The organism is Nitrospirillum karajorum, assembly GCF_036348415.1.
GTDB lineage: Bacteria > Pseudomonadota > Alphaproteobacteria > Azospirillales > Azospirillaceae > Nitrospirillum > Nitrospirillum amazonense_B.
Genome location: NZ_JAZBQB010000003.1, coordinates 1586470 through 1606769, shown reverse-complemented (window position 1 = coordinate 1606769; position 20300 = coordinate 1586470). Strand labels below are relative to the sequence as shown.

24 protein-coding genes are annotated in these 20300 nt (G+C 69.3%); 9 read left to right on the top strand and 15 right to left on the bottom strand.

Features of this window, described 5'->3' with window-relative positions; all coding sequences use genetic code 11:
* Positions 1-3: 3 nt before the first annotated feature.
* Positions 4-501 (top strand): MarR family winged helix-turn-helix transcriptional regulator, encoded by a 498-nt coding sequence (locus tag UCD39_RS21175; RefSeq protein WP_330497755.1) that lies wholly within the window; start codon positions 4-6, stop codon positions 499-501.
* Positions 502-510: 9 nt separating this feature from the next.
* On the opposite strand, the gene UCD39_RS21170 is transcribed toward UCD39_RS21175, so the two are convergent.
* Entirely contained in the window at positions 511-1725 is a 1215-nt protein-coding gene (locus tag UCD39_RS21170; RefSeq protein WP_330497754.1) for a TCR/Tet family MFS transporter, read from the bottom strand.
* Positions 1726-1809: 84 nt separating this feature from the next.
* Here UCD39_RS21170 and UCD39_RS21165 point away from each other — a divergent pair, with 84 nt between their 5' ends.
* Positions 1810-2433, top strand: coding sequence for a TetR/AcrR family transcriptional regulator C-terminal domain-containing protein (locus UCD39_RS21165; RefSeq protein WP_330497753.1), 624 nt, complete (start codon positions 1810-1812; stop codon positions 2431-2433).
* Between the two features lie 45 nt (positions 2434-2478).
* Here the strand turns inward: UCD39_RS21165 and purS are convergent, their stop codons facing one another.
* The 3 genes from purS to UCD39_RS21150 form a co-directional block, all read right to left on the bottom strand.
* A complete protein-coding gene (purS, locus tag UCD39_RS21160) occupies positions 2479-2718 on the bottom strand; it encodes a phosphoribosylformylglycinamidine synthase subunit PurS (RefSeq protein ID WP_145734887.1) in 240 nt (79 codons plus the stop codon).
* A 79-nt stretch (positions 2719-2797) separates the two neighbouring features.
* Positions 2798-3556, bottom strand: a complete 759-nt coding sequence (purC, locus tag UCD39_RS21155; protein ID WP_330497752.1) for a phosphoribosylaminoimidazolesuccinocarboxamide synthase — start codon at positions 3554-3556, stop codon at positions 2798-2800.
* Positions 3557-3730: 174 nt separating this feature from the next.
* The gene (locus UCD39_RS21150; RefSeq protein WP_330497751.1) at positions 3731-4516 is read right to left on the bottom strand and encodes an NRDE family protein; all 786 of its coding nucleotides are present in this window, start codon (positions 4514-4516) and stop codon (positions 3731-3733) included.
* Between the two features lie 174 nt (positions 4517-4690).
* Here UCD39_RS21150 and UCD39_RS21145 point away from each other — a divergent pair, with 174 nt between their 5' ends.
* Positions 4691-5011: a DUF1476 domain-containing protein gene (locus UCD39_RS21145; RefSeq protein WP_330497750.1), complete on the top strand. Its 321-nt coding sequence runs from the start codon at positions 4691-4693 to the stop codon at positions 5009-5011.
* 203 nt (positions 5012-5214) lie between these two features.
* Here the strand turns inward: UCD39_RS21145 and purB are convergent, their stop codons facing one another.
* The 7 genes from purB to UCD39_RS21110 all read right to left on the bottom strand — a co-directional run bounded on the left by purB (position 5215) and on the right by UCD39_RS21110 (position 10488).
* The gene (gene purB / locus UCD39_RS21140) at positions 5215-6510 is read right to left on the bottom strand and encodes an adenylosuccinate lyase (protein ID WP_145734884.1); all 1296 of its coding nucleotides are present in this window, start codon (positions 6508-6510) and stop codon (positions 5215-5217) included.
* A gap of 131 nt (positions 6511-6641) precedes the next feature.
* Positions 6642-6851 carry a hypothetical protein gene (locus tag UCD39_RS21135; RefSeq protein ID WP_330497749.1) on the bottom strand — a complete coding sequence of 70 codons (210 nt, stop codon included), beginning with the start codon at positions 6849-6851 and terminating at the stop codon, positions 6642-6644.
* A 24-nt stretch (positions 6852-6875) separates the two neighbouring features.
* Positions 6876-7298, bottom strand: coding sequence for a Fur family transcriptional regulator (locus tag UCD39_RS21130; protein ID WP_044564144.1), 423 nt, complete (start codon positions 7296-7298; stop codon positions 6876-6878).
* Between the two features lie 192 nt (positions 7299-7490).
* The gene (locus UCD39_RS21125; protein WP_330497748.1) at positions 7491-7844 is read right to left on the bottom strand and encodes a helix-turn-helix domain-containing protein; all 354 of its coding nucleotides are present in this window, start codon (positions 7842-7844) and stop codon (positions 7491-7493) included.
* Complete coding sequence (locus UCD39_RS21120; RefSeq protein ID WP_330497747.1) at positions 7841-8416, bottom strand: Smr/MutS family protein; 576 nt, start codon at positions 8414-8416, stop codon at positions 7841-7843. The genes UCD39_RS21125 and UCD39_RS21120 overlap by 4 nt, the downstream gene beginning before the upstream one ends.
* Complete coding sequence (gene mltA / locus UCD39_RS21115; RefSeq protein WP_330497746.1) at positions 8413-9633, bottom strand: murein transglycosylase A; 1221 nt, start codon at positions 9631-9633, stop codon at positions 8413-8415. The genes UCD39_RS21120 and mltA overlap by 4 nt, the downstream gene beginning before the upstream one ends.
* A 138-nt stretch (positions 9634-9771) precedes the next feature.
* Positions 9772-10488, bottom strand: coding sequence for a Tim44/TimA family putative adaptor protein (locus UCD39_RS21110; RefSeq protein ID WP_330497745.1), 717 nt, complete (start codon positions 10486-10488; stop codon positions 9772-9774).
* A gap of 157 nt (positions 10489-10645) precedes the next feature.
* Here UCD39_RS21110 and UCD39_RS21105 point away from each other — a divergent pair, with 157 nt between their 5' ends.
* Positions 10646-11128, top strand: coding sequence for an FxsA family protein (locus UCD39_RS21105; RefSeq protein WP_330497744.1), 483 nt, complete (start codon positions 10646-10648; stop codon positions 11126-11128).
* A 26-nt stretch (positions 11129-11154) separates the two neighbouring features.
* Here UCD39_RS21105 and mutS read toward each other — a convergent pair whose 3' ends face one another.
* Both mutS and UCD39_RS21095 read right to left on the bottom strand, forming a co-directional pair.
* Positions 11155-13797, bottom strand: coding sequence for a DNA mismatch repair protein MutS (mutS, locus tag UCD39_RS21100; protein ID WP_330498497.1), 2643 nt, complete (start codon positions 13795-13797; stop codon positions 11155-11157).
* 135 nt (positions 13798-13932) lie between these two features.
* On the bottom strand, positions 13933-14466 hold the full coding sequence (locus UCD39_RS21095) for a low molecular weight protein-tyrosine-phosphatase (protein ID WP_330497743.1): 534 nt from the start codon (positions 14464-14466) through the stop codon (positions 13933-13935).
* A 189-nt stretch (positions 14467-14655) separates the two neighbouring features.
* Here UCD39_RS21095 and UCD39_RS21090 point away from each other — a divergent pair, with 189 nt between their 5' ends.
* The 3 genes from UCD39_RS21090 (at position 14656) to UCD39_RS21080 (ending at position 17256) form a co-directional block, all read left to right on the top strand.
* The gene (locus UCD39_RS21090; protein WP_330497742.1) at positions 14656-15339 is read left to right on the top strand and encodes an ABC transporter ATP-binding protein; all 684 of its coding nucleotides are present in this window, start codon (positions 14656-14658) and stop codon (positions 15337-15339) included.
* Entirely contained in the window at positions 15336-16577 is a 1242-nt protein-coding gene (locus UCD39_RS21085; RefSeq protein WP_330497741.1) for an ABC transporter permease, read from the top strand. Before UCD39_RS21090 ends, UCD39_RS21085 begins: the two co-directional genes overlap by 4 nt.
* A 133-nt stretch (positions 16578-16710) precedes the next feature.
* Positions 16711-17256: a DUF3299 domain-containing protein gene (locus UCD39_RS21080; protein WP_330497740.1), complete on the top strand. Its 546-nt coding sequence runs from the start codon at positions 16711-16713 to the stop codon at positions 17254-17256.
* Between the two features lies 1 nt (position 17257).
* Here UCD39_RS21080 and UCD39_RS21075 read toward each other — a convergent pair whose 3' ends face one another.
* Entirely contained in the window at positions 17258-17653 is a 396-nt protein-coding gene (locus UCD39_RS21075) for an MAPEG family protein (RefSeq protein ID WP_330497739.1), read from the bottom strand.
* A gap of 76 nt (positions 17654-17729) precedes the next feature.
* The gene (locus tag UCD39_RS21070; RefSeq protein ID WP_330497738.1) at positions 17730-18149 is read right to left on the bottom strand and encodes a metallopeptidase family protein; all 420 of its coding nucleotides are present in this window, start codon (positions 18147-18149) and stop codon (positions 17730-17732) included.
* A gap of 202 nt (positions 18150-18351) precedes the next feature.
* Between UCD39_RS21070 and UCD39_RS21065 the strand changes: the two genes are divergently transcribed.
* Both UCD39_RS21065 and bla read left to right on the top strand, forming a co-directional pair.
* Positions 18352-19146 (top strand): tRNA-uridine aminocarboxypropyltransferase, encoded by a 795-nt coding sequence (locus UCD39_RS21065; RefSeq protein ID WP_330497737.1) that lies wholly within the window; start codon positions 18352-18354, stop codon positions 19144-19146.
* A 111-nt stretch (positions 19147-19257) separates the two neighbouring features.
* Positions 19258-20196: a subclass B3 metallo-beta-lactamase gene (gene bla / locus UCD39_RS21060; protein ID WP_330497736.1), complete on the top strand. Its 939-nt coding sequence runs from the start codon at positions 19258-19260 to the stop codon at positions 20194-20196.
* The last annotated feature ends 104 nt before the right edge of the window (positions 20197-20300 follow it).

The window sequence follows — 20300 nt, the reverse complement described above, 5'->3', positions numbered from 1 at the left end:
TCGATGACGCACCCGGATGCCCCCAAGCCCACCGCCCCCCCACCGGATGAGGTGGCTCCCCCCGCCTCCCTGCCCAAGCTGGCGGACTTCCTATGCTTCGCCGTCTATTCCGCGAATTTGGCATACGGCCGCGCCTACAAGGCGATCCTGGACGAACTGGGCGTCACCTATACCCAGTGGATCACAATCGTCGCCTTGTGGGAGCAGGACGACCAGACGGTCAGCGGCCTGGGCGAGAAGCTGTTCCTGGAATCGAACACCCTGACACCCATCCTGAAAAAGCTGGAGTCGCTGGGCTACCTGCAGCGCCGGCGCGACCCGGCGGACGAACGCCAGGTACGGGTCAGCCTGACCCCCGTCGGCAGGCACCTTCGGGAAAAAGGGGGCCAGCGCACGCTGGTTCAGGCCAGCGGCCTGACGCCGGAGGAATTCAAGACGGTGCAAAAGACCGTGAGCCGCCTGCGTGACAACCTGCTGAAGCACGCGGAGGGGGAGCGCTGAAGCCCGCCCTCATTCCCCCGACGGCGCCTCGGCGGGTGGCTCCGTTGGCGTCAACGCCTTGCGGCTGGGCAGCAGCGGAACGGCGACGGCGTAGGCCAGAACGCCCAGCAGCCAGACGGCACCGGGCATGCTGGTCCGGGTGGCGCCATAGACGGCGGTGAAGACCAGGGGACCGCCGATGCCCACCAGGCTGCCCAGCGCCGCCAGCGTGCCCTGCAACTCCCCCTGCCGGCTCGCGCCCACCCGGAAGGACATCAGCGCCTTCAGCGCGGGCTCGACAATGCCGCCAAGGGAGAACAGCGGCATGATGAGGAAAACGGCCATGCCATGGGTGGCGAAGGCCATGACGATGTAGGCGACGGCGTCGGCCACCGCCGCCAGGATGAAGGCCCCCCTCTCCCCCAGCCGGCGGATCACCGGCTCGGTCACGAAGGATTGCGCCAGGGCGTGCAACAGGCCGTAGGCGGCCAGCGACCATCCCACCACCGCCGCGTCCCAGGCGAAACGGTCCTGGCCGTTCAACACCCACAAGGAACCGGCGAGCTGGCCCGCCGCCTCCGCCAGGACGTAGACCACCAGCAGCCGCGCCAGCACCGGCACGGTGACGACCCAACGCAGGGAGGCGAGCGCGTTCAGCGCCCCCAGGGTGATGGGCTTGCGCTCCGCCGAAACCGGGCGCGACTCCGGCAGCACCAGCAAGGCCAGCAGGAAGTTCAGGGCGGTCAGGCCGGCCGCCAGCAGGAAGGGCGCCCGCAATGACACCATGCCCAGCAGCCCGCCCAGCGCCGGGCCAACGATGAAGCCGATGCCGAAGGCGGCCCCCATGCGCCCGTACTGCTTGGCCCGCCCCGCCCCCTCCGTCGTGTCGGTGATATAGGCGGTGATGACCGCCATGTTGGCGGAAGTGATGCCGGCCAGGATGCGCCCGGCGGCGACGACCCAGAGGTTGGGCGACCAGGCCAGGGCCAGATAGTCCAGCGCCCCACCGGCCAGCGACAGCAGCAGGATAGGCCGCCGTCCGTAGCGGTCGCTGAGGGCGCCCAGGACCGGGGCGCAGAAGAACTGCATGAGCGCGAAGGCCGCCAGCAGCAGGCCGTACAGTGGCGCCACGTCGTCCGTCCCCGCCAGTTCGCGCAACAGCCCCGGCAGGATGGGCAGGATGATGCCGATACCCACCGCATCCAGCGCCACAGCCAGGAAAACCACAGACAGCGCCTTGTTCATGACGGCCACGCCTTGCTCTCTATCACTGATAGAGTTGCATTTTCCCTATCGATGATAGAGAGTCAAGCGGGAACGGAGGACGGCATGCGGCCAGAGGGCAGGTTAACCCGCGATACGGTGGTGCGCGCGGCTTTGGATTTGTTGAACGAGGTGGGCATGGACGGGCTCAGCACCCGCCTGCTGGCGGCGCGCCTGGGCGTGCAGTCCCCCACGTTGTACTGGCATTTCCGCAACAAGCGCGCTCTGCTGGACGCCATGGCCGTGGCCATGCTGGCGCGGCACAAGCATGTATGGCCGCCCGAGGCGGAGGCAGACTGGCGGTCCTGGCTGACCCTCAACGCCCGCAGCTTCCGCCATGCCCTGCTGGCCTATCGCGACGGCGCCCGCGTGCATGCCGGCACAGGCCCGGCACGGGAGCAAATTCCGTTGGTGGAGGCACAACTGCGCCTGTTGTGCGGACATGGCTTCGCACCGGCGGACGCGCTGTCCATCGTGGTGGCGCTGTCGCGCTTCGTCGTGGGATGGGTGCTGGAGGAACAGGCGCGCGCCATGGATGCGCCCGACCGCAACGGCGACATCGTGCCGGAGGTGGGTCCCGAGGCGCCGCTGATGGCGGCGGCCCTGGCCGGCATCCAGGGAGAAAGCGCCGACGCCGCATTCGACCGGGCGCTGGGCTATTTCATCGCCGGGCTGAAGCCGGCGGAATAAGGGGCACCGGGGGGCGGCTGAACACCGTCCCCCCGGGACCGGAACTCACACCAGTTCGATGGCGTAGTTTTCGATGACCGTGTTGGCCAGCAGACGCTGGCACATGGCCTCCACCGCAGCCTTGGCCTTGGCGGCGTCGGTCTCTTCCAGTTCCAGCTCGATCAGCTTGCCCTGACGGACTTCGCCCACGCCGTCGAAGCCCAGGGTCTGCAGGGCGTGGCCGATGGCCTTGCCCTGGGGATCGAGGACGCCGTGCTTCAGCGTGACGGTAACCTTGGCCTTCATGATCGATGCTCTTCCTGGCTAGTTTTACGCGAACGGGGATATGAAAAAGCCCGGGGGCGAAACCGCCCCCGGACCGAACTCACTGCATCAGCTTGGGCGCCTTGATATCGCCCGGTCCGCCCTCGGGCAGGATGCCCAGGCGGCGCGCCACCTCCTGATAGGCCTCCTCGACCTTGCCCAGGTCCTGGCGGAAGCGGTCCTTGTCCAGCTTCTCGTTGGTCTTGATGTCCCACAGGCGGCAATTGTCCGGGCTGATCTCATCGGCCAGGACGATGCGCATCTCGTCATTGTCCCACAGCCGGCCGAACTCCACCTTGAAGTCCACCAGCTTCAGGCCCGTGCCCAGGAACAGGCCGGACAGGTAGTCGTTGATGCGCAGGCTGAGCGACAGCATGTCGTCCAGGTCCTGGGGTCCCGCCCAGCCAAAGGCGGTGATGTGCTCCTCCGACACCATGGGGCAGCCCAGCTCGTCGGACTTGTAATAGAACTCGATGATGGAGCGGGGCAGCTGCGTCCCCTCGGGAATGCCGAAGCGCTTGCTGAGCGAGCCGGCGGCGACGTTGCGCACCACCACCTCGACCGGGATGATCTCCACCTCGCGCACCAGCTGCTCGCGCATGTTCAGGCGGCGGACGAAGTGGGTGGGCACACCCATCTCACCCAGGCGGGTCATCAGGTATTCGGAGATGCGGTTGTTCAGCACGCCCTTGCCGGTGATGACGCCCTTCTTGTGCTCATGGGACGTATCATCCTTGAAGTACTGAACCAGCGTGCCGGGCTCGGGCCCTTCAAACAGGTCTTTGGCCTTGCCTTCGTAGATCCGCCGGCGTCGAGACATGGGATCACTTCTTTCGAACGAACGGATGCGGGCGGCATCGGGCGAACGTGCGCATAGCGGAACGCCCGCGCCCAAAGGCCGGCCCTGATATGGCCAGGATATAGCAAGCAATGGGGTTCTGTACAACGCCAGCCACCCCCCGCCCCACGCCGGGCGCCTATACGGAGAGGGCGATCAACCCAAATCCAGGTCCTGGAAGGGCACCAGGTCCGGCCGCCCGGCGGCGAAGCGCCAGCGGGGCGGCACGCCGGGCCGGTCCATGGCCGGCAGGGCGATGAGCGAACTGCTGGTGGTCTGGAAGCTGCCCCTCCCCCCGATGGACGGCACGACGATGCACATCGCCTCCCGCGGGTCATCACCGTCCCCGCTGATCCGGCTGGCCAGCAGCATTTCCCATTCCGGCCCCCACGAACCGGAAGACGCGACCGTCTCGGGATCGGGCGCCGGGGCGGCGGCGAACAGGGGGCGGTAGCGCCGGGTCCGAGGGCAGTCGGCGGCGTTCAGGCCCCGCGCCGTGATCATGGAGACCCCTTCGGGAATGGGGGTCACCCGCACGCGGGTGCGTCCCGCCTCGCCCGTGTGTTCCAGCAGCCAGGCGTCACGGTTGTCGGCCAACAGCAGGTTGAAGGGGCGGTAGGCGCGGGTGTCCAGGTCGGACAGCGCCTCCATCGGGGCGTCGGCATGATCCAGGGCCTCCAGCACCAGCTCCCCGCGCGACCGCTTGCCCGCCGCCGGGCCCAGCGTGCCCTCGCGGTTCAATATGGCGGCCAGCACCCCGGTATCGTTCAGCCCGCACCAGCTGCCGTCGGCCAGCTCATCCTTGCCGGCCACCACCTCCGGCCGGTCGGGCCAATGGCGGGCGGGGGGCAGCCAAGGGCGATCGTTCATCTCGTCGCGGTTGGCGGCGACGATCAGGGGCCAGGCGTGGCCCGGACGGCGGAGAAGGATGACACTGCACATGGGATGACGGCACCTGACAGGGTATGGGCTTCCCCCAGGAGCGAGTGACCCCGGGCTCAATGGGCCAGGGTGCGACGCTTAGCCCTGGGGGATGTAGACCGAAAGCGACCACCCGATATATAAGGCTGCCGGGGGAAATCCAAACCACCCAGAGCTGCGCTTCGAGGAATAGCGATGACGACGTTTGACGAACGCGAACAGGCCTTCGAGGCCAAGTTCAAGCATGACGAGGAACTGCTGTTCCGCATCTACGTCCGCCGCGCCCGCCTGGTCGGCGAATGGGCCGCCGAGCAACTGGGCCTGACGGGCGACGAGGTCGCCGCCTATGCCAAGGAAATGGTGTCGGAAGACCTGAAGGAGCCTGGCCACCAGGACATTCTGGCCCGCATCATGGCCGACTTCACCGCCAAGGGCGTCGACATCTCCGCCCACCGCGTGGAGAAGGAGATGGAGCACACGCTGGAAGTGGCCCGCCAGCAGATGATGACCGACTGATCCACCCTAGGGATCACAGGGATTAAAAGGGGCGGCCCACGCGGGACCGCCCCTTTTTTATTGTTCCCTCAGGCGCCGGGCGCCAGCATCCGCCGGCTTGGCTTCCTCGTTTCGCAGTCCGCTGACGCTACCCGCGAAACTCCCGGGGGACGCGGTCGCGTCCCGCAACGGCGTGAGGTCGAACTCGCGCCGTTGGCAGTGCTTCATTCCCCGAACACGCGCTTGAAGACCGTGTCGACGTGCTTGGTGTGGTAGTCCAGGTCGAAGGCGCCGTCGATCTGGTCGGCCGTCAGGTGCTTGGCCACGTCGGCGTCGGCCTTCAGCAAGGTGCGGAAGTCCTTGCCCTCCAGCCACACCGGCATGGCGTTGCGCTGCACGGCGCGGTAGGCGTCCTCGCGGCTCATGCCGGCCTGGGTCAGGGCCAGCAGGACGCGCTGGCTGTTGTGCAGGCCGCCCAGCATGTCCAGGTTGCGCTGCATGTTTTCTGGATAGACCACCAGCTTGTCGATCATGCCGGTCAGGCGGGACAGGGCGAAGTCCAGCGCGATGGTGGCATCGGGGGCGATGACGCGTTCCACCGAGGAATGGCTGATGTCGCGCTCATGCCACAGGGTGACATTCTCCAGCGCCGGCACCACGTGGCTGCGGATCAGGCGGGACAGGCCCGACAGGTTTTCCGACAGCACCGGGTTGCGCTTGTGCGGCATGGCCGACGAGCCCTTCTGGCCCGGGCTGAAATATTCCTCGGCCTCGCGCACTTCGCTGCGCTGCAGGTGGCGGACCTCGGTCGCCAGGTTGTCGATGCTGGCGGCGATGACCGCCAGCACGGCGAAGTACATGGCATGGCGGTCGCGCGGGATGACCTGGGTGGACATCGGCTCCACCGTCAGGCCCAGCTTGGCCGCCACATGCTCTTCGACCCGGGGATCGATGTTGGCGAAGGTGCCGACGGCACCGGAGATGGCGCAGGTGGCGATCTCGTCCCGCGCGGCGGCCAGGCGGTCACGGCCACGCTTGAAGGCGGCGTAGTGGCCGGCCAGCTTCAGGCCGAAGGTCACCGGCTCGGCGTGGATGCCATGGCTGCGGCCGATGCTGGGGGTGTACTTGTGCTCCTGCGCCCGGCGCGCCAGGGCGGCCAGCAGGGCGTCCATGTCCGCCAGCAACAGGTCGGTGGCCTCTTTCAGCTGCACCGCCAGGCAGGTGTCCAGCACGTCGCTGGAGGTCATGCCCTGGTGGACGAAGCGGGCCTCGGGGCCGACATGCTCCGCCAGGTTGGTGAGGAAGGCGATGACGTCGTGCTTGGTCTCGCGCTCGATCTCATCGATGCGGGCCACGTCCCACTTCGCGCGCTCCCACACCGCGGCGGCCGCCTCCTTGGGGATGACGCCCAGCTCGGCCTGCGCGTCGCAGGCATGGGCCTCGATCTCGAACCAGATCCGGAACCGGTTCTCGGGTTCCCAAATCTTGACCATCTGGGGGCGGCTGTAACGCGGAATCATGGGGCGTCGCCTCTGCTGGGGGGCTGCTGATGGCGCCGGACCATACGGGCGGGCGGACGCCTTGACCAGTGCAAGGGGCGCAGGGGCAGGGTGCTGTCAAACGTCGACAAGGGAGGCGGCGGCGGGCGCCGTCAGTGCCGGGGGCCGTCGTGCACCCAGCCCGTCACCATGGCCATCACCTCTGGCGGAAGGTTGTCCGGGCTGGGGTGGTGATAGCGATAGACGGTGATCGCCGCCTCAAGGCAGAACTTTTCCGGCTGCCCCCGGCCACGCATCTCCTGGTAGGCCCGCACCACGGCGGGACGGCAGCAGTCGGCAGGGGAATTGTCGCGGCAGACCATGGGGCCGGACCTTTCGGACGCGCGTCAGGACCGCTTGGCGCGGTTCAAGGGCACGCCGTACAGTTCCAGCCGGTGGCCGATCAACTCATACCCCAGCTCGGCCGCCACCTTTTCCTTCAGGCGCTCCAGCTCCTCGCTGCGGAACTCGATCACCTCACCCGACTGCAGGTCGATCAGGTGGTGGTGATGCTCATCCCGGATTTCCTCGTACCGGGCGCGGCCGTCGCCGAAGTCCAGCCGCTCGATGACGTTGGCTTCCTCGAACAGCCGCATGGTGCGGTAGACCGTGGCGATGGAGATGTTGGGGTCGATCTCCACGGCACGGCGATACACCTGCTCCACATCCGGGTGGTCCATGGCTTCGGACAGCACGCGGCTGATCACCCGCCGCTGCTCGGTCATCTTGAGGCCCTTCTGGATGCAAAGCTGTTCAAGACGCGATGGCATGGGGACGCTCCCAGAAATCGGAATGGTGGAAAAACGGAATGGTGGGCCGGCCCCGGTGAGGGCGGGAAACTATAAACATTCTAAACCGAGCGACCGCCGGCGTTCGAGTGGAATCGACCGCAGGGCTGCCCCGTTTCACCACCGGGTCTGTTTCGTCGCATGAAACCGCGCGGCGGCAAAGGGGGTATCGGGTCAGGGGGGCCCGATCAGCGCCAGCAGCCGGTCCAGCGTCGCCTCATCCATCCGGCCGATGCGTTCGGCCAGGCGGTTGGCGGCCAGCGTGGCCTTGGGGTGCAGGCCGCTGGTGTCCACCACCACGCGCGGGTCGGACAGCTGGGCCAGGCGCTCCATCTCCTCCGCCTCATCCCAGATGATGCCGAAATAGCCGCAGATCTGGCGCACCAGCATGGGCGACGGGGTGCCCTTGCGGCCATGCTCCAAGGCCGACAGGTAGGCGGAGGAAATGTGCAGGGCGGCGGCCATGTCCTTGAGCGACAGGCCGTGCCGCTCGCGCAGGTCGCGCATCCGCTGACCGAACGGGGTCATGGGCGCTGGCGCTTCAACAGGACATAGAGCGCGCCGCCACCGCCATGCTGGGGCTGGGCGTGGCGGATGGCCAGCACCAGGGGGCGCAATGGCGCCTCCGCCAGCCAGCGGGGCACGGCCACCCGCAGGATGCCCTTTTCCCGGTCCGTCCCCAGGTGCGTGCCGCCGGAGCCCTTGCCGGTGATGATCAACAGGGTGCGGCGGCCCTCGCGGTGGGCGCGGACGACGAAGGCGTTCAGGGCGCCGTGCGCTTCAGCCTGGGTCATGCCGTGCAGGTCCAGGCGGCCATCGATGACCAGTTGGCCACGGCGCAGGCGGTCGTCGGTACGACGGTCCAGGCCGGCCCGGGCCCCGAAGACCAGGGGCGGGTGGGCCAGGGGCGCCGGGGCCGGATTCACCGGCGGTTTGACGGCTGCCGGGGTGGACGGCGGGGCCGGGGGCGGTTCGGCCACGGGCGGCGCTGGCGGCGGCGGCGGTAGGGCGCCCGACCGGCGCAGGGGGGCGGCGTCGCGCATCACCTCACGCCACAGGCGGATTTCATCCGACGTCGGCGCCCGGCGCTGCCGGGTCATGACGCCGGCCCAGCCGGCACCGTAACCGCCGGCGGCGTCACCGTGCGCGGCAGCAGCAGCCAATAGCCGCCCCGGCTTTTCATCAGGCCGGCGCGCTGCTCCGCCTGGGGACCGTGGCCCCAGAAGACGTCACCGCGCACGGGGCCCTGGATGGCGCCGCCCGTGTCCTGCGCCACCATCAGGCGGGACAGGCGCTTGTCGCTGTCCTCCGGGTCAGTGACGTCCAGCCAGACGGGCAGGCCATAGGGGACATGGGTGTGATCCACCGCCAGCGAGCGGCCGGGCGTCAGCGCCACACCCTCGGCGCCCAGGGGGCCGTCACCCTCCAGCGCCTTGAAGAACACGTAGGACGGGTTGCCTTCCATGGTGGCCTGGGCCTGGCCCGGATTGGCGGCCAGCCAGGCGCGTATGGATTGCATGGTCACCCCATCACGGTCCAGCTTGCCGTCCGCCACCATCTGGCGGCCGATGGCGACATAGGGCCAGCCGTTCTGGCCGTCATACGCCACGCGCATCTCGCCGCCCCCCTCCAGCACCACCCGGCCGGAGCCCTGGATGTGCAGGAAGAAGGCGTCGACGGCGTCGTCCAGCCACACCAGTTCCAGCCCCTTGCCGGTCAGGGCGCCGGCGTCGATGCGACGGCGGTCCTCATAGGGCTTCAGCTTGCCGTCCGCGACCCGGCCGGCGATGCGCTGGCCCTTCAGGCTGTCCCGGAACTCGCCCAGGTCGACCATCACAAGGTCGGGCGGGCGACGGTACAGGGGAACGGTGTAGCGGCCGTGGCGCGTGCGGCTGCCACGCAGTTCCGCCTCGTAATAGCCGGTGAACAGACCGTCCGGATTGCCGTTGTCGGTGGCGCGCCAGGGTTGGAACCAGCGCTCCAGCGCGGCGCGGGCCATGGCCTCGTTTCCCGGCGGCAGGTTTTTCAGGGCGGAACAGGGGGCGTTCCAGTCCTGCGGCTTGCCGGCCACGCCCGTGGTCTGGCGCAGCATTTTCTCGCAGGAACGCAGCAGGGCGGGCAGCGCCTCGGACACCCGGTCCGCCTGCCAACCGGGCAGGTCCGCGTATGTCGCGGGCTGCAGCACCAGCTTGGCGCCCGGGGCCGGCGCGGGCGGGGCCGGCTCTTCCGTGGTGAACAGCGAACAGGCGGCGGTCAGCGACAGCAGGGCGCCCATCACCCCGCGCGCCACGCGGGCGAGAACAGGCCGGCACGGCATGGGCAAAGGTTCCTCGCGAGACGGCTGGATCAGGTCGAGCCGGACCTTAAAACGGATCGCCGCCCGAAGGAAACACCGGATGCGCGAACCGCATCGCTATTTGCCCCGCGACTAGCGCCGCTCGATGCACGCCGCTTATTAGGGGACCCGGGTTTCGACCAGGCGCCAGTTCGGGTCGGACGACTTGGTGTCGCGGGCGAAGGTCCAGATGTCCACCACCTCCGCCGGGGTGGTGGCGTCGCCGTCCACCACGCGGCCCTGGGCATCGCGGGTGACGTTGGTCTGGTGCGTGATGAACTTGACCGTGCAGAGGGCCTGGCCCTGCAGCAGCCGGGCCTGCACCATGTCCACGGCGTCGAAGGCCTGGATGTGCGCCTCCAGCGTTTCGCCCGCCTGGGCGCGCGCCTGGATGGCCTTGGCGAAGTCGTTGTAGACGGCATCGGCCAGCAAGGGCCGCAAGGCATTCGTGTCGCCCCGGGCGAAGGCATCGACGATGATGGCGAAGGCGCTTTCCGCGCCCTTCAGGAAATGGCGTTCGTCGAAGCTGGGATCGGCCTGGTGGATGCGGGCAAGGCCAGCCTCTAGCGACAGGGGGCCGTCATAGTCGGGCGGGATGACGTCGCGGGCCGTGCCCTCGATCACCGGGGCCGGCCCCACCTGGAAGACCGGCGGGCGGGCGCCGTGGGCGGGCCCTTGCGTGGTCGGCCCAGAGGGCGGCGGCACCACGGTGAACGGGTTGGGGCGCTCACGCTCCTCACCGGTCTTGCGGCCCAGCGCCTTATGCAGCTGATAGGCCAGGAACACGGCGATCATCGCGAAGATGATGATTTCGAAGAAGTAGGAGTTGTCGCCCATCGTAGACTTCGAACCTCCGGCGCTTGAATAAACCCGCGTATCAGCCTCAAGGCGGAGACTGGATAGCGGGCCCTCGCCCCACCATGTTAAGACCGAACAGTCATCACCGCCGGCCCTCTTGCTGTAGATAGGGGGCGCTTGGAGAAAGAGCAAGCTTATGCGCCTTCCCCTCCTGCTCATCGCTTATCTGCTGGCGGAAATCGCCGCCTTCGCCTGGGTGGGGGAGAAGGTGGGCGTGCTGGGCACCGTGGCCCTGGTGGTGCTGTCCACCATCGTCGGGTTGTGGCTGGTGCAGCGCCAGGGGCTGGACGCCCTGCGCAAGGCCGCCGGCCTGGGACCGGGCCAAGCCCCGGTGGTGGAGGCGTGGGATGGCCTGTGCCTGGCCACCGCCGGCGTACTGTTCGCCGTCCCGGGCTTCATCAGCGACCTCGCGGGCGCCGCCCTGCTGATCCCCCCGGTGCGCCGCGCCCTGCTGGGCCAGGCCCAGCGCCTGTCGGGCGCCACCTTCACCGTACGCACGACGGGCGGGGGACATGGCGCCCCCGCGCGCGCCACCACCGTCATCGACGGCGACTTCGTGGACGTCACCAAGCCGGAAGATGCGCCCAACCTGCCGAACACCCATCTGCCCAAAGAGTGACGGCCCCTGGCGCCCGGAAGCGCGGACTACAGCAATCCCTTTAGCCGATACAGTTCCTCCAGCGCCTGGCGCGGCGTCAGCTCGTCCGGGCTGAGGACCTTGAGCGCCGCCAGCGCCGGCGACTCCGGCGCGGCGGCGGCGGCGGGCTCGGGCGCCCGGCGCACGGGCGCGCTGAACAGGGGCAGGTCGTCGGCCAGCCGCGTCACGGCGCTGCCCTGGTCGCCGGCCTCCAGGATGGCCAGCACTTCCTCCGCCCGGTTGATGACCGTGGCCGGCAGCCCGGCCAGACGGGCGACGTGAATGCCGTAGCTGCGGTCGGCGGCGCCGGCGGCCACCTCGTGCAGGAACACCACGTCGCCCTGCCATTCCTTGATGCGCATGGTGTGGCAGGCCAGCGACGGCAGCTTGGACGACAGGGTCGTCAGCTCATGGTAATGCGTGGCGAACAGGGCGCGACAGCGCGTGACCTCATGCAGGTGCTCCACCGCCGCCCAGGCGATGGATAGGCCGTCGAAGGTGGCGGTGCCGCGTCCGATCTCATCCAGGATGACTAGGCTGCGGCCCGTGGCCTGGTTTAGGATGGCCGCCGTCTCCACCATTTCCACCATGAAGGTGGAGCGGCCACGCGCCAGGTCGTCGGCGGCGCCGACGCGGCTGAACAGCCGGTCGACGGCGCCGATGTGGGCGGCGTCGGCGGGCACGAAGCTGCCCATCTGCGCCAGCACCGCCACCAGGGCGTTCTGGCGCAGGAAGGTCGACTTACCGGCCATGTTGGGGCCGGTCAGCAGCCACAGGCGGTTGGCGTCCGACAGGTCGCAGTCGTTGGCCACGAAGGGCCCGCTGGCGGCGGCCACCAGCGCCGCCTCCACCACCGGATGCCGGCCGCGCACGATGCGGAACTCCCGGCTGTCGTCCACCACCGGGCGGGACCAGCGGCATTCCACCGCGATGTCGGCCAGCGAGGTCGCCACATCCAGCGACGCCAGCGCCTGGGCGGTGGAGGCGATGTCATCCGCCTTGGCCAGCACCGCCTGGGTCAGTTCCTCGAACAGGGCCAGTTCCAGGGCCAGCGCCTTGTCGCCCGCCTCCGCCACGCGGCGTTCCAGGTCCGACAGCTCCACCGTGGTGAAGCGCATGGCGTTGGCCAGGGTCTGGCGGTGGATGTAGGTGCCGCGCTGTTCCGCCGCCATCAGCTTGTCGCCGTGCTGGGCGGTGACCTCGATGTAATAGCCCAGCACGTTGTTGTGCCGAATCTTCAGGGTGTTGATGCCCGTATCCCCGGCGTAGCGGGCCTGGAGGTTGGCGATCAGCCGACGCGAGTCGTCGCGCAACTCCTTCAGCTCGTCCAGGGGGGCCGAATAGCCCTGGGCGATGAAGCCGCCGTCGCGGGCGTTCAGCGGCAGGTCCGGGCCCAGGGCCGCCGCCAGCATGGACACAAGGTCGGCCGGCACCTTCACGCCGTGCAGGGCGTCGAGAAGGCCCGGGGGCAGCGGCGGTTCCAAGGCGCCGCGCAGCGCCTCGGCCGGGAAGGTGTCGCAGATGTCACGGGCGCGGCCCAGGCCGTCACGCACGCCCGCCAGGTCGCGCGGGCTGCCCCGGCCCAGGCTGAGGCGGGACAGCGCGCGCTCGATGTCCGGCGCCCGGCCCAGGTGGGCGCGGATGTCGGCCCGCAAGCCGCCCTGCTCCACGAAATAGGCCACCGTGTCCAAACGGCGGCCAATGGCGGCCGGATCGGTGAGGGGGGAGGCCAGGTGGGCCGCCAGCAGGCGGGCGCCGGCGCCGGTGACGGTGCGGTCGATGGCCCCCAACAGGCTGCCGCGCTTCTCACCCGTCAGCGTGCGGCTGAGTTCCAGGTTACGCCGCGACGCCGGGTCGATTTCCATGACCGCGCCCAGCGCCAGGCGGCGCGGCCGGTCCAGGCGGGGCACCCGGCCCTTCTGCGTCAGTTCCACATAATCGACCAGGGAGCCGGCGGCCGCCACCTCCGCCCGGCTGAAGCTGCCGAAGGCGTCCAGCGTGCCCACGCCGTAGAGGTCCAGCAGGCGCTGGCGGCCGTTCTCGCTGTCGAATCGGGCGTTGGGCTGCACCGTCAGCTGATCGCGCCATTCGGCCCACAGCTCGAACAGCTCCGGCTGCTGGGTCAGGCGTTCGGACACCAGCAGTTCACCGGGGGCCAGCCGGGCCAGCGCCGCCGGCAGGGCCGCGCGCTCCACCGGCTGCAGGGTCAGCTCCCCGGTGGACAGGTCCAGCCAGGCCAGGCCCAGGGCGCCTCCCACATCGGCCAAGGCGGCCAGGTAGTTGTTGGACCGGGCGTCCAGCAGGCCATCCTCGGTGATGGTGCCGGGGGTGACGACGCGCACCACCTCGCGCCGCACCACGGCCTTGCCGCCGCGCTTGCGCGCCTCCGCCGGGTCCTCGGTCTGCTCGCAGATGGCGACGCGGAAGCCCAGGCGGATGAGGCGGGAGAGATAATTCTCGTGCGAGTGCACCGGCACGCCGCACATGGGGATCTCCTCCCCCAGATGCAGGCCACGCTTGGTCAGCGTGATGTCCAGCGCGCGGGCGGCGGCCACCGCGTCGTCGAAGAACATCTCGTAGAAATCGCCCATGCGATAGAACAGCAGGGCGCCCGGATGCTGGGCCTTGATCTCCAGGTACTGCGCCATCATGGGCGTGACGCCCTGGGCGGGGAACGCCGGGGATGCGGTATCGTTGGTGTCGGGCACGGCACTAAATCCGGTAGGGCGGGAACGATAGGGCCCTTAGGTATAGCGCCCCCGGCCCGCCAAGCCGAGTCCGTTTACCTAGCCCGCCTTGCCCCCCAGCCGGCGGTGAACCTCATCCAGCAGGCCGTCGGCCGCCGCCTCGATCAGGTCCAGCACCGTGTCGAACTGGTCCTCCGACCCGTAATAGGGGTCGGGCACGTCATGGCCCTTATGGTCGGGGGCGTAGTCCAGGAACAGCTGCACCCGGTCCCGATGCTGGGGTGGCGCCAGTCGGCGCAGGAAGTCCAGATGCTCGCGGTCCATGGCCAGCACCATGTCGTAGCGCTGGAAATCATCGGCATCCACCCGGCGGGCGCGCAGGGCGGACAGGTCCACGCCGCGATGGCGCGCCGCCTCCACCGCCCGGATGTCGGGCGCCTCCCCCACGTGATAGCCGTGGGTGCCGGCGCTGGCCACCGCCACCTGGTCACCCAGGCCATCCATCGCCAGACGGCGACGCACAACCCCCTCCGCGGTGGGAGAGCGGCAGATATTGCCCGTGCAGACGAACAGGATCGATATTTTCGGATTGTTTTCCAATGCCTTACCCTTATTTCGGGAGTGCAAAGACATCCTCTCGGACTGTAGCAATGTCGGGCTTGGGAATCAAATGCAGACCGGCCGGCGTATCGGAAGGGGGTGTGGCCGCGACGTCGCGCCCATCCCTTCCCGCTTGCGGGGCACCCCGCCGCCGCCCAAGATGCGGCAACCCCAGGGAACGGCAGTCCTGGGGCGTCGGCAACGCGGCAGGACAGGTTCCCCATGCCCCTTATCGAGGTTGACGGCCTGCGCCACGCCATCGCGGGCCGGCCGGTGTTGGACATTCCCCTGTGGTCGGTCGAGGCCGGCCGGCATTGCCTGCTGCTGGGCCCCAGCGGCAGCGGCAAGACCACCCTGATCCACGCGCTGGCGGGGTTGAAGCGGCCGGACCAGGGCCGCATCCTGCTGGACGGCCAGGCCATGTGGGACCTGAACGCCGCCGGGCGAGACCGCCTGCGCGGCCGGCTGATCGGCATCGTCTTCCAGACCCTGCACCTGGTGCCCGCCCTGGACGTGGGGCAGAACCTGCACCTGGCGCGCTGGCTGGCCGGGTTGCCGCGCGATGTCCGCGCCGTGGCGCAGGCGCTGGACCGGGTGGGCCTGGGCGCCCGCCTGTCAGCCAAGCCGGAGCATCTGAGCCAGGGGGAAAAGCAGCGCGTGGCCATCGCCCGCGCCGTGGTCACGGCACCGAAGCTGATCCTGGCGGACGAGCCGACCTCCGCCCTGGATGACGAGAATTGCGGCCTGGTGCTGGACCTGCTGCTGGAACAGGCAACGGTGTGCGGCGCCACCCTGCTGGTCGCCACCCATGACGAACGCACCCGCGCCCGCATCCCCGACCGGCTGGAACTGCCGAAACTGAGCGTCCCGGGCGGGCGAGTACCCAAGGAAGGTCACGCCGCATGAACACCCTTGGCTTGGCCTGGGCCTATCTGAAGCGCTCCGCCCTCACCACCTGCCTGAACGTGGCGCTGCTGGCCCTGGGGGTGGGCACCATCGTCGTGCTGATCCTGGTGGGCACGCAGCTGCAGGACCGTCTGGCCAAAGACGCGGCCGGGGTGGATCTGGTGGTGGGCGCCAAGGGCAGCCCGCTGCAACTGATCCTGTCCGCGCTGTACCAGATCGACATCCCCACCGGGAACATCCCGCTGTCCCAGGCGCAGGCGCTGGCGGCCGACCCGCTGGTGGCGCAGGCGGTGCCGCTGGCCCTGGGCGACAGCTTCCGGGGATACCGCATCGTCGGCACCGACCCGGCCTTCGTGGCGCTGCGCCACGCCCAGGTGGCGGAGGGCCGGTTGTGGCAGGCGCCCATGGAGGCGACGGTGGGCGCGCAGGTGGCCCGTGCCGCCGGCCTGAAGGTGGGCGACCAGTTCAACGGCAACCATGGCCTGTCGGCCGGGGGCGCCGTGCACGAGGGTATGCCCTACACCGTGGTGGGCATCCTGGCCCCCACCGGTGGTGTGGTCGACCGCCTCGTGCTGACCCCCATCGACAGCGTCTGGGCGGTGCATGACGCGCACCATCACCACCATGACGGCGATGACCATGACGACCACGAACACCAGGCGGAGGGTGCCCAGCAGGCCCAGCAACCGCCCGAGCGTGAGGTGACCTCCGTCCTGCTGCGCTACCGTTCCCCCATCGCCGCCGCCCTGCTGCCCCGGCGCATCAACACCGGCAGCACCATGCAGGCGGCCTCGCCGGCGGCGGAGATGACGCGCCTGCTGTCGCTGGTGGGCATCGGCACCGACACGGTGCGGGGCTTCGGGTTGCTGCTGGTCGCGTCCTCCGCGCTCAGCATCTTCGTGGCGCTCTACAACGCCACCCAGGCGCGGCGCTATGACCTGGCGGTCATGCGGGCGCTGGGCGCCACCCGGGCGCGCATCTCGGGCCTGCTGCTGGCGGAGGCCCTGGCCATGGGCGGCGCCGGCACGGCCCTGGGCTTGGTCTTGGGCCATGGCGCGGTGGAACTGGCGGGCCGCCTGGTGCCCCAGGCCCGCGACATGGGCATCACGGGACTCCAGTTTCCGGCGACGGAACCCTATCTTCTGATCCTGGCGGCCGGGCTGTCGGTAGTGGCCGCCCTGGTGCCGGCCATCCAGGCCTACCGCACGGACGTGTCGGCGGTGCTGTCGCGGGGGTGATTCCGTGAAGCCGGCGAACACCGCAGGGCGCGGCGACCCGGGATGCCGCCGCCAACAGCGAAGACCGGCCTTCGATCAGCCATGATTGGGGCCCAGGAAGACAAGGCAGTTGTCGCAAGGAAAGGATTTCGTCATGACGCTTCAGGCCAAGCGCAGGATCGCCACCGTCCTGATGATGGCGGCTGTTGTCACCGCCGGGATCACCCACGCCGGGACGCCCGCCCTGGCGGCCGACAAGAAGGCGGCGGCCCCCGCCGCAGCCCCGGCCCCGGGCACGGCAGCATCCGTGCAGGCCAACATCCCCAAGGCGACCCTGGGCTGGGACAAGCTGGCCGACGTCAAGGAGGTGCACAGCATGGACAACGGCCTGCTGCGCGTGCGCGCCGCCTTCGGCCCGGAGGTGCAGGCGTTGGAGGGCAAGCCCCTGACCATCGCCGGCTTCATCATCCCGTTGGAGCAGAAGGAGAAGTCGGGCCACTTCCTGCTGAGCGCCATGGCGCCCAGTTGCCCCTTCTGCCCGCCGCCCGGCCCCGCCGACCTGATGGAGGTGAGGACCAGCGCCCCCATCGCCATGACCAGCGAGCCCATCACCCTGACGGGCACGCTGCACATGGTGGGCGATGACGACAACGGTCTCTACTACCGCCTGGCGGACGCCACGCTGCAGCCCGGAAGCTGAGCTAGATGCCCAACAGGGAGCGCACCAGGCCGATGAGGCTGCCGACCAGCAGGACCAGCGTGGCGAAGATGGACAGGCTGAAGCCGGTGGTGCGCTTCTTGGCCTCGGCATAATAGCCCACGGCGTACAGCACCCGGCCGATGGGCCACACCACGCCGATCAAGGCGGCCGTGTGATCGCCCCAGATATTGGCGGCCAACCACAGGGCCGGCAGGAAGAGCACCAGCTGTTCCGTCGTATTGGTCTGCACGCGCAGGACCCGCTGGAAGTCCGGCGGTCCATCCACCGAGGGCGGCGCGATCCCATGCTTGCCCCGCGCCCGGCTGACCTGGCCGATGGTCCAGAAGTAAACGGACAGCGCGAACAGTGTGACCAGACCGGTCCACACGAATGCCATCACCCCACCCCCATGTTCCGGCCGGCGGCAAGGTACCGCCAGCCCCCCGGTTTTTTATAAGCGGCCGGCCCTCGCCTCAGGGATCGTTGGCCTCGATGCCGTACATATCCTCGTCGGAGAAGCCGAAATGGTGGCCGATCTCATGCACCATGACGTTCAGCACCAGGTCCGCCAGGTCCTCCCCCGTCTCGCACCAATAGTCCAGCAGCGGCCGGCGGTAGAGGAAGATCATGTCCGGCCCGTGGCTGGCGTCGTTGGCGCCCCGCTGGGGCAAGGACACGCCGCGATAGAGGCCCAGGATGTCGAACGGCGTTTCCAGCGCCATCTCCCGCTCCGTCTCCTCATCGGGGAATTCCTCGACCCGCACGATCATATTGCCCATATGAACCCGCAGTTCAGGCGGGATGGACGTGATGGCGTCGGTCGCCAGGCGTTCGATCTCCTCCAGCGTGGGCGGGGAGGTGAAGCGGCGGGGCAGGACGGTGACGGTGGCCATGGCTGTATACCGGAGGGGGCTGTGCTGGCATCTTGACGGGCGATGCCCGTCCGGTCCAGGTCAACGCCTGCCGGGCCCGCCGTCAAGCCCCGCGTACAGGCCCCGTCGTCGCAGGCGGTGGTTCCATCATGCCTTCATCGGGGTGGCGTGTTGGAAATGGCGCAGGAGCGGGTCCGATTCGTGAAAGAGATCGCTGGTTGATATGACTGAAGACACCCCGCCGCCGGCGGAACAGCCCATTCCCCTGGCGCAAGAGGCCGCCCCGGCCGAAAAGGACGCCCTCTGCCCGCGCTGCGCCAAACCGCTGGACCTGTGCGTCTGCCAGGGCATCGAGCCCATCCAGACCCGGCTGGAGGTGCTGGTGCTGCAGCATCCCCAGGAGCAGGACGTGGAACTGGGCAGCGCCCGCCTGCTGACCCTGGGGCTGGCGCGCGGCCGGCTGAAGGTGGGCCTGTCCTGGCCCAACCTGGCCAAGGCGCTGGGCCGGGACAAGACGGGACAGGAGGCTGACCCGCGCCGCTGGGCCGTGCTCTACATGGGCTCCGGCGATGATGCCACCGCCACGCCGCCCGGAACCGTGCGGCTGGTGGACAAGAAGGGCCAGACGGTGGAGGATCCGACCGCGCTGGCCGATCTGGAAGGCCTCATCCTGCTGGACGGGTCATGGTCGCAGGCCAAGGCCCTGTGGTGGCGTAACGCCTGGCTGCTGAAGCTGCGCCGCCTGATCGTCCATCCCGATTTCGTCTCCGCCTATGGCAACCTGCGGCGCGAACCCCGGCGGGAAAGCGTGTCGACGCTGGAGGCCGGGGCTTTCGCCCTGGCCAAGCTGGAGGGCGACGACACCCTGGTGGAACGGCTCCGGGCCCCCTTCATCGCCCTGGTGGACCGATATCGCGCCGTGCGCGGCAACCGCCCGCCCAAGGCCGCCGCCAACCGACCCTCGACCGATGGCGCGCGCAAGCCCGACTGGCGCGGCCGCAAGCGCCGGCCCCGGTAGCGGGCGATACGGGCGGCCGGGGCCAGGCCCGAGGGGCCGGCCGCCCTTTTTTAGCCAGAATTGGCGATCACACACGCGAAAGTTTCCCTCCCGAGCCTCTGGATCGCCCCAATGACCCCGCGCCTCGCCGTCGCCGCCCTTCTGTTGTGCGGTGCCGCCGCCCCCGCGTTCGCGGCCGAGCCGGCCCGAACGACGCCCCCGCACCCGGCGGCGGCCTGCCCGGAGGGGGCGGATTGGAACATGCCGGCGGCGCCGCTGCGCATCTATGCCGACACCTGGTACGTCGGCACTTGCGGCCTGTCCTCCATCCTCATCACCTCACCCCAGGGCCATGTGCTGATCGACGGCGCCACGGAGAAGGCGGCCCCGCTGATCGAGGCCAACATCCGCGCCCTGGGCTTCCGCATGGAGGATGTGCGCATCATCCTGAACAGCCATGAGCATCTGGACCATGCCGGCGGTATCGAGCAGCTGCGGCGCGACTCGGGCGCCACGGTCATGGCGCTATCGCCGGCGGCCGACGCGCTGGAGCATGGCAAGGGCGACCGGGGCGATCCGCAATATCTGAGCATCGGCGGCTTCCCCGCCATCCCGCAGGTGAAGCGGCTGGCGGATGGGGAAGTGGTGAGCCTGGGGCCCCTCCGCCTGACCGCCCACGCCACGCCGGGCCACACCCCGGGCGCCACCACCTGGACCTGGGACAGCTGCCAGGACGGCCCCCAGGGTGGACAGTGCCATCATATGGTCTACGCCGACAGCCTCAGCGCCTACACCGACGACGTCTACCGCTATTCCGACGACGCGGCGCATCCCGGCGTGCTGGCCCGCTTCCGCCAGGCCATCGCCACCCTGGCCGCCCTGCCCTGCGACATCCTGCTGACGCCCCACCCCGACGCCTCGCAGATGTGGAAGCGCCTGGGTCCCAACGCCACCCTGCCCCTGGTGGATGAGGCCGCCTGCCATCGCTACGGCGAGGCGGTGACGGCCCGCCTGGACAAGCGGCTGGCGGATGAGAAAGCCATGCCGGAAAAGGAAAAGGCGGCCCGCTGAGACCGCCGTACCTGGCACCGGCGGCATGACGTGCCGCCGTAGGATGCGACCGCATCCGCCGGAGATTTCCGGGGAGCCGAAGGCGGATTGGAAATCGAGAAAGC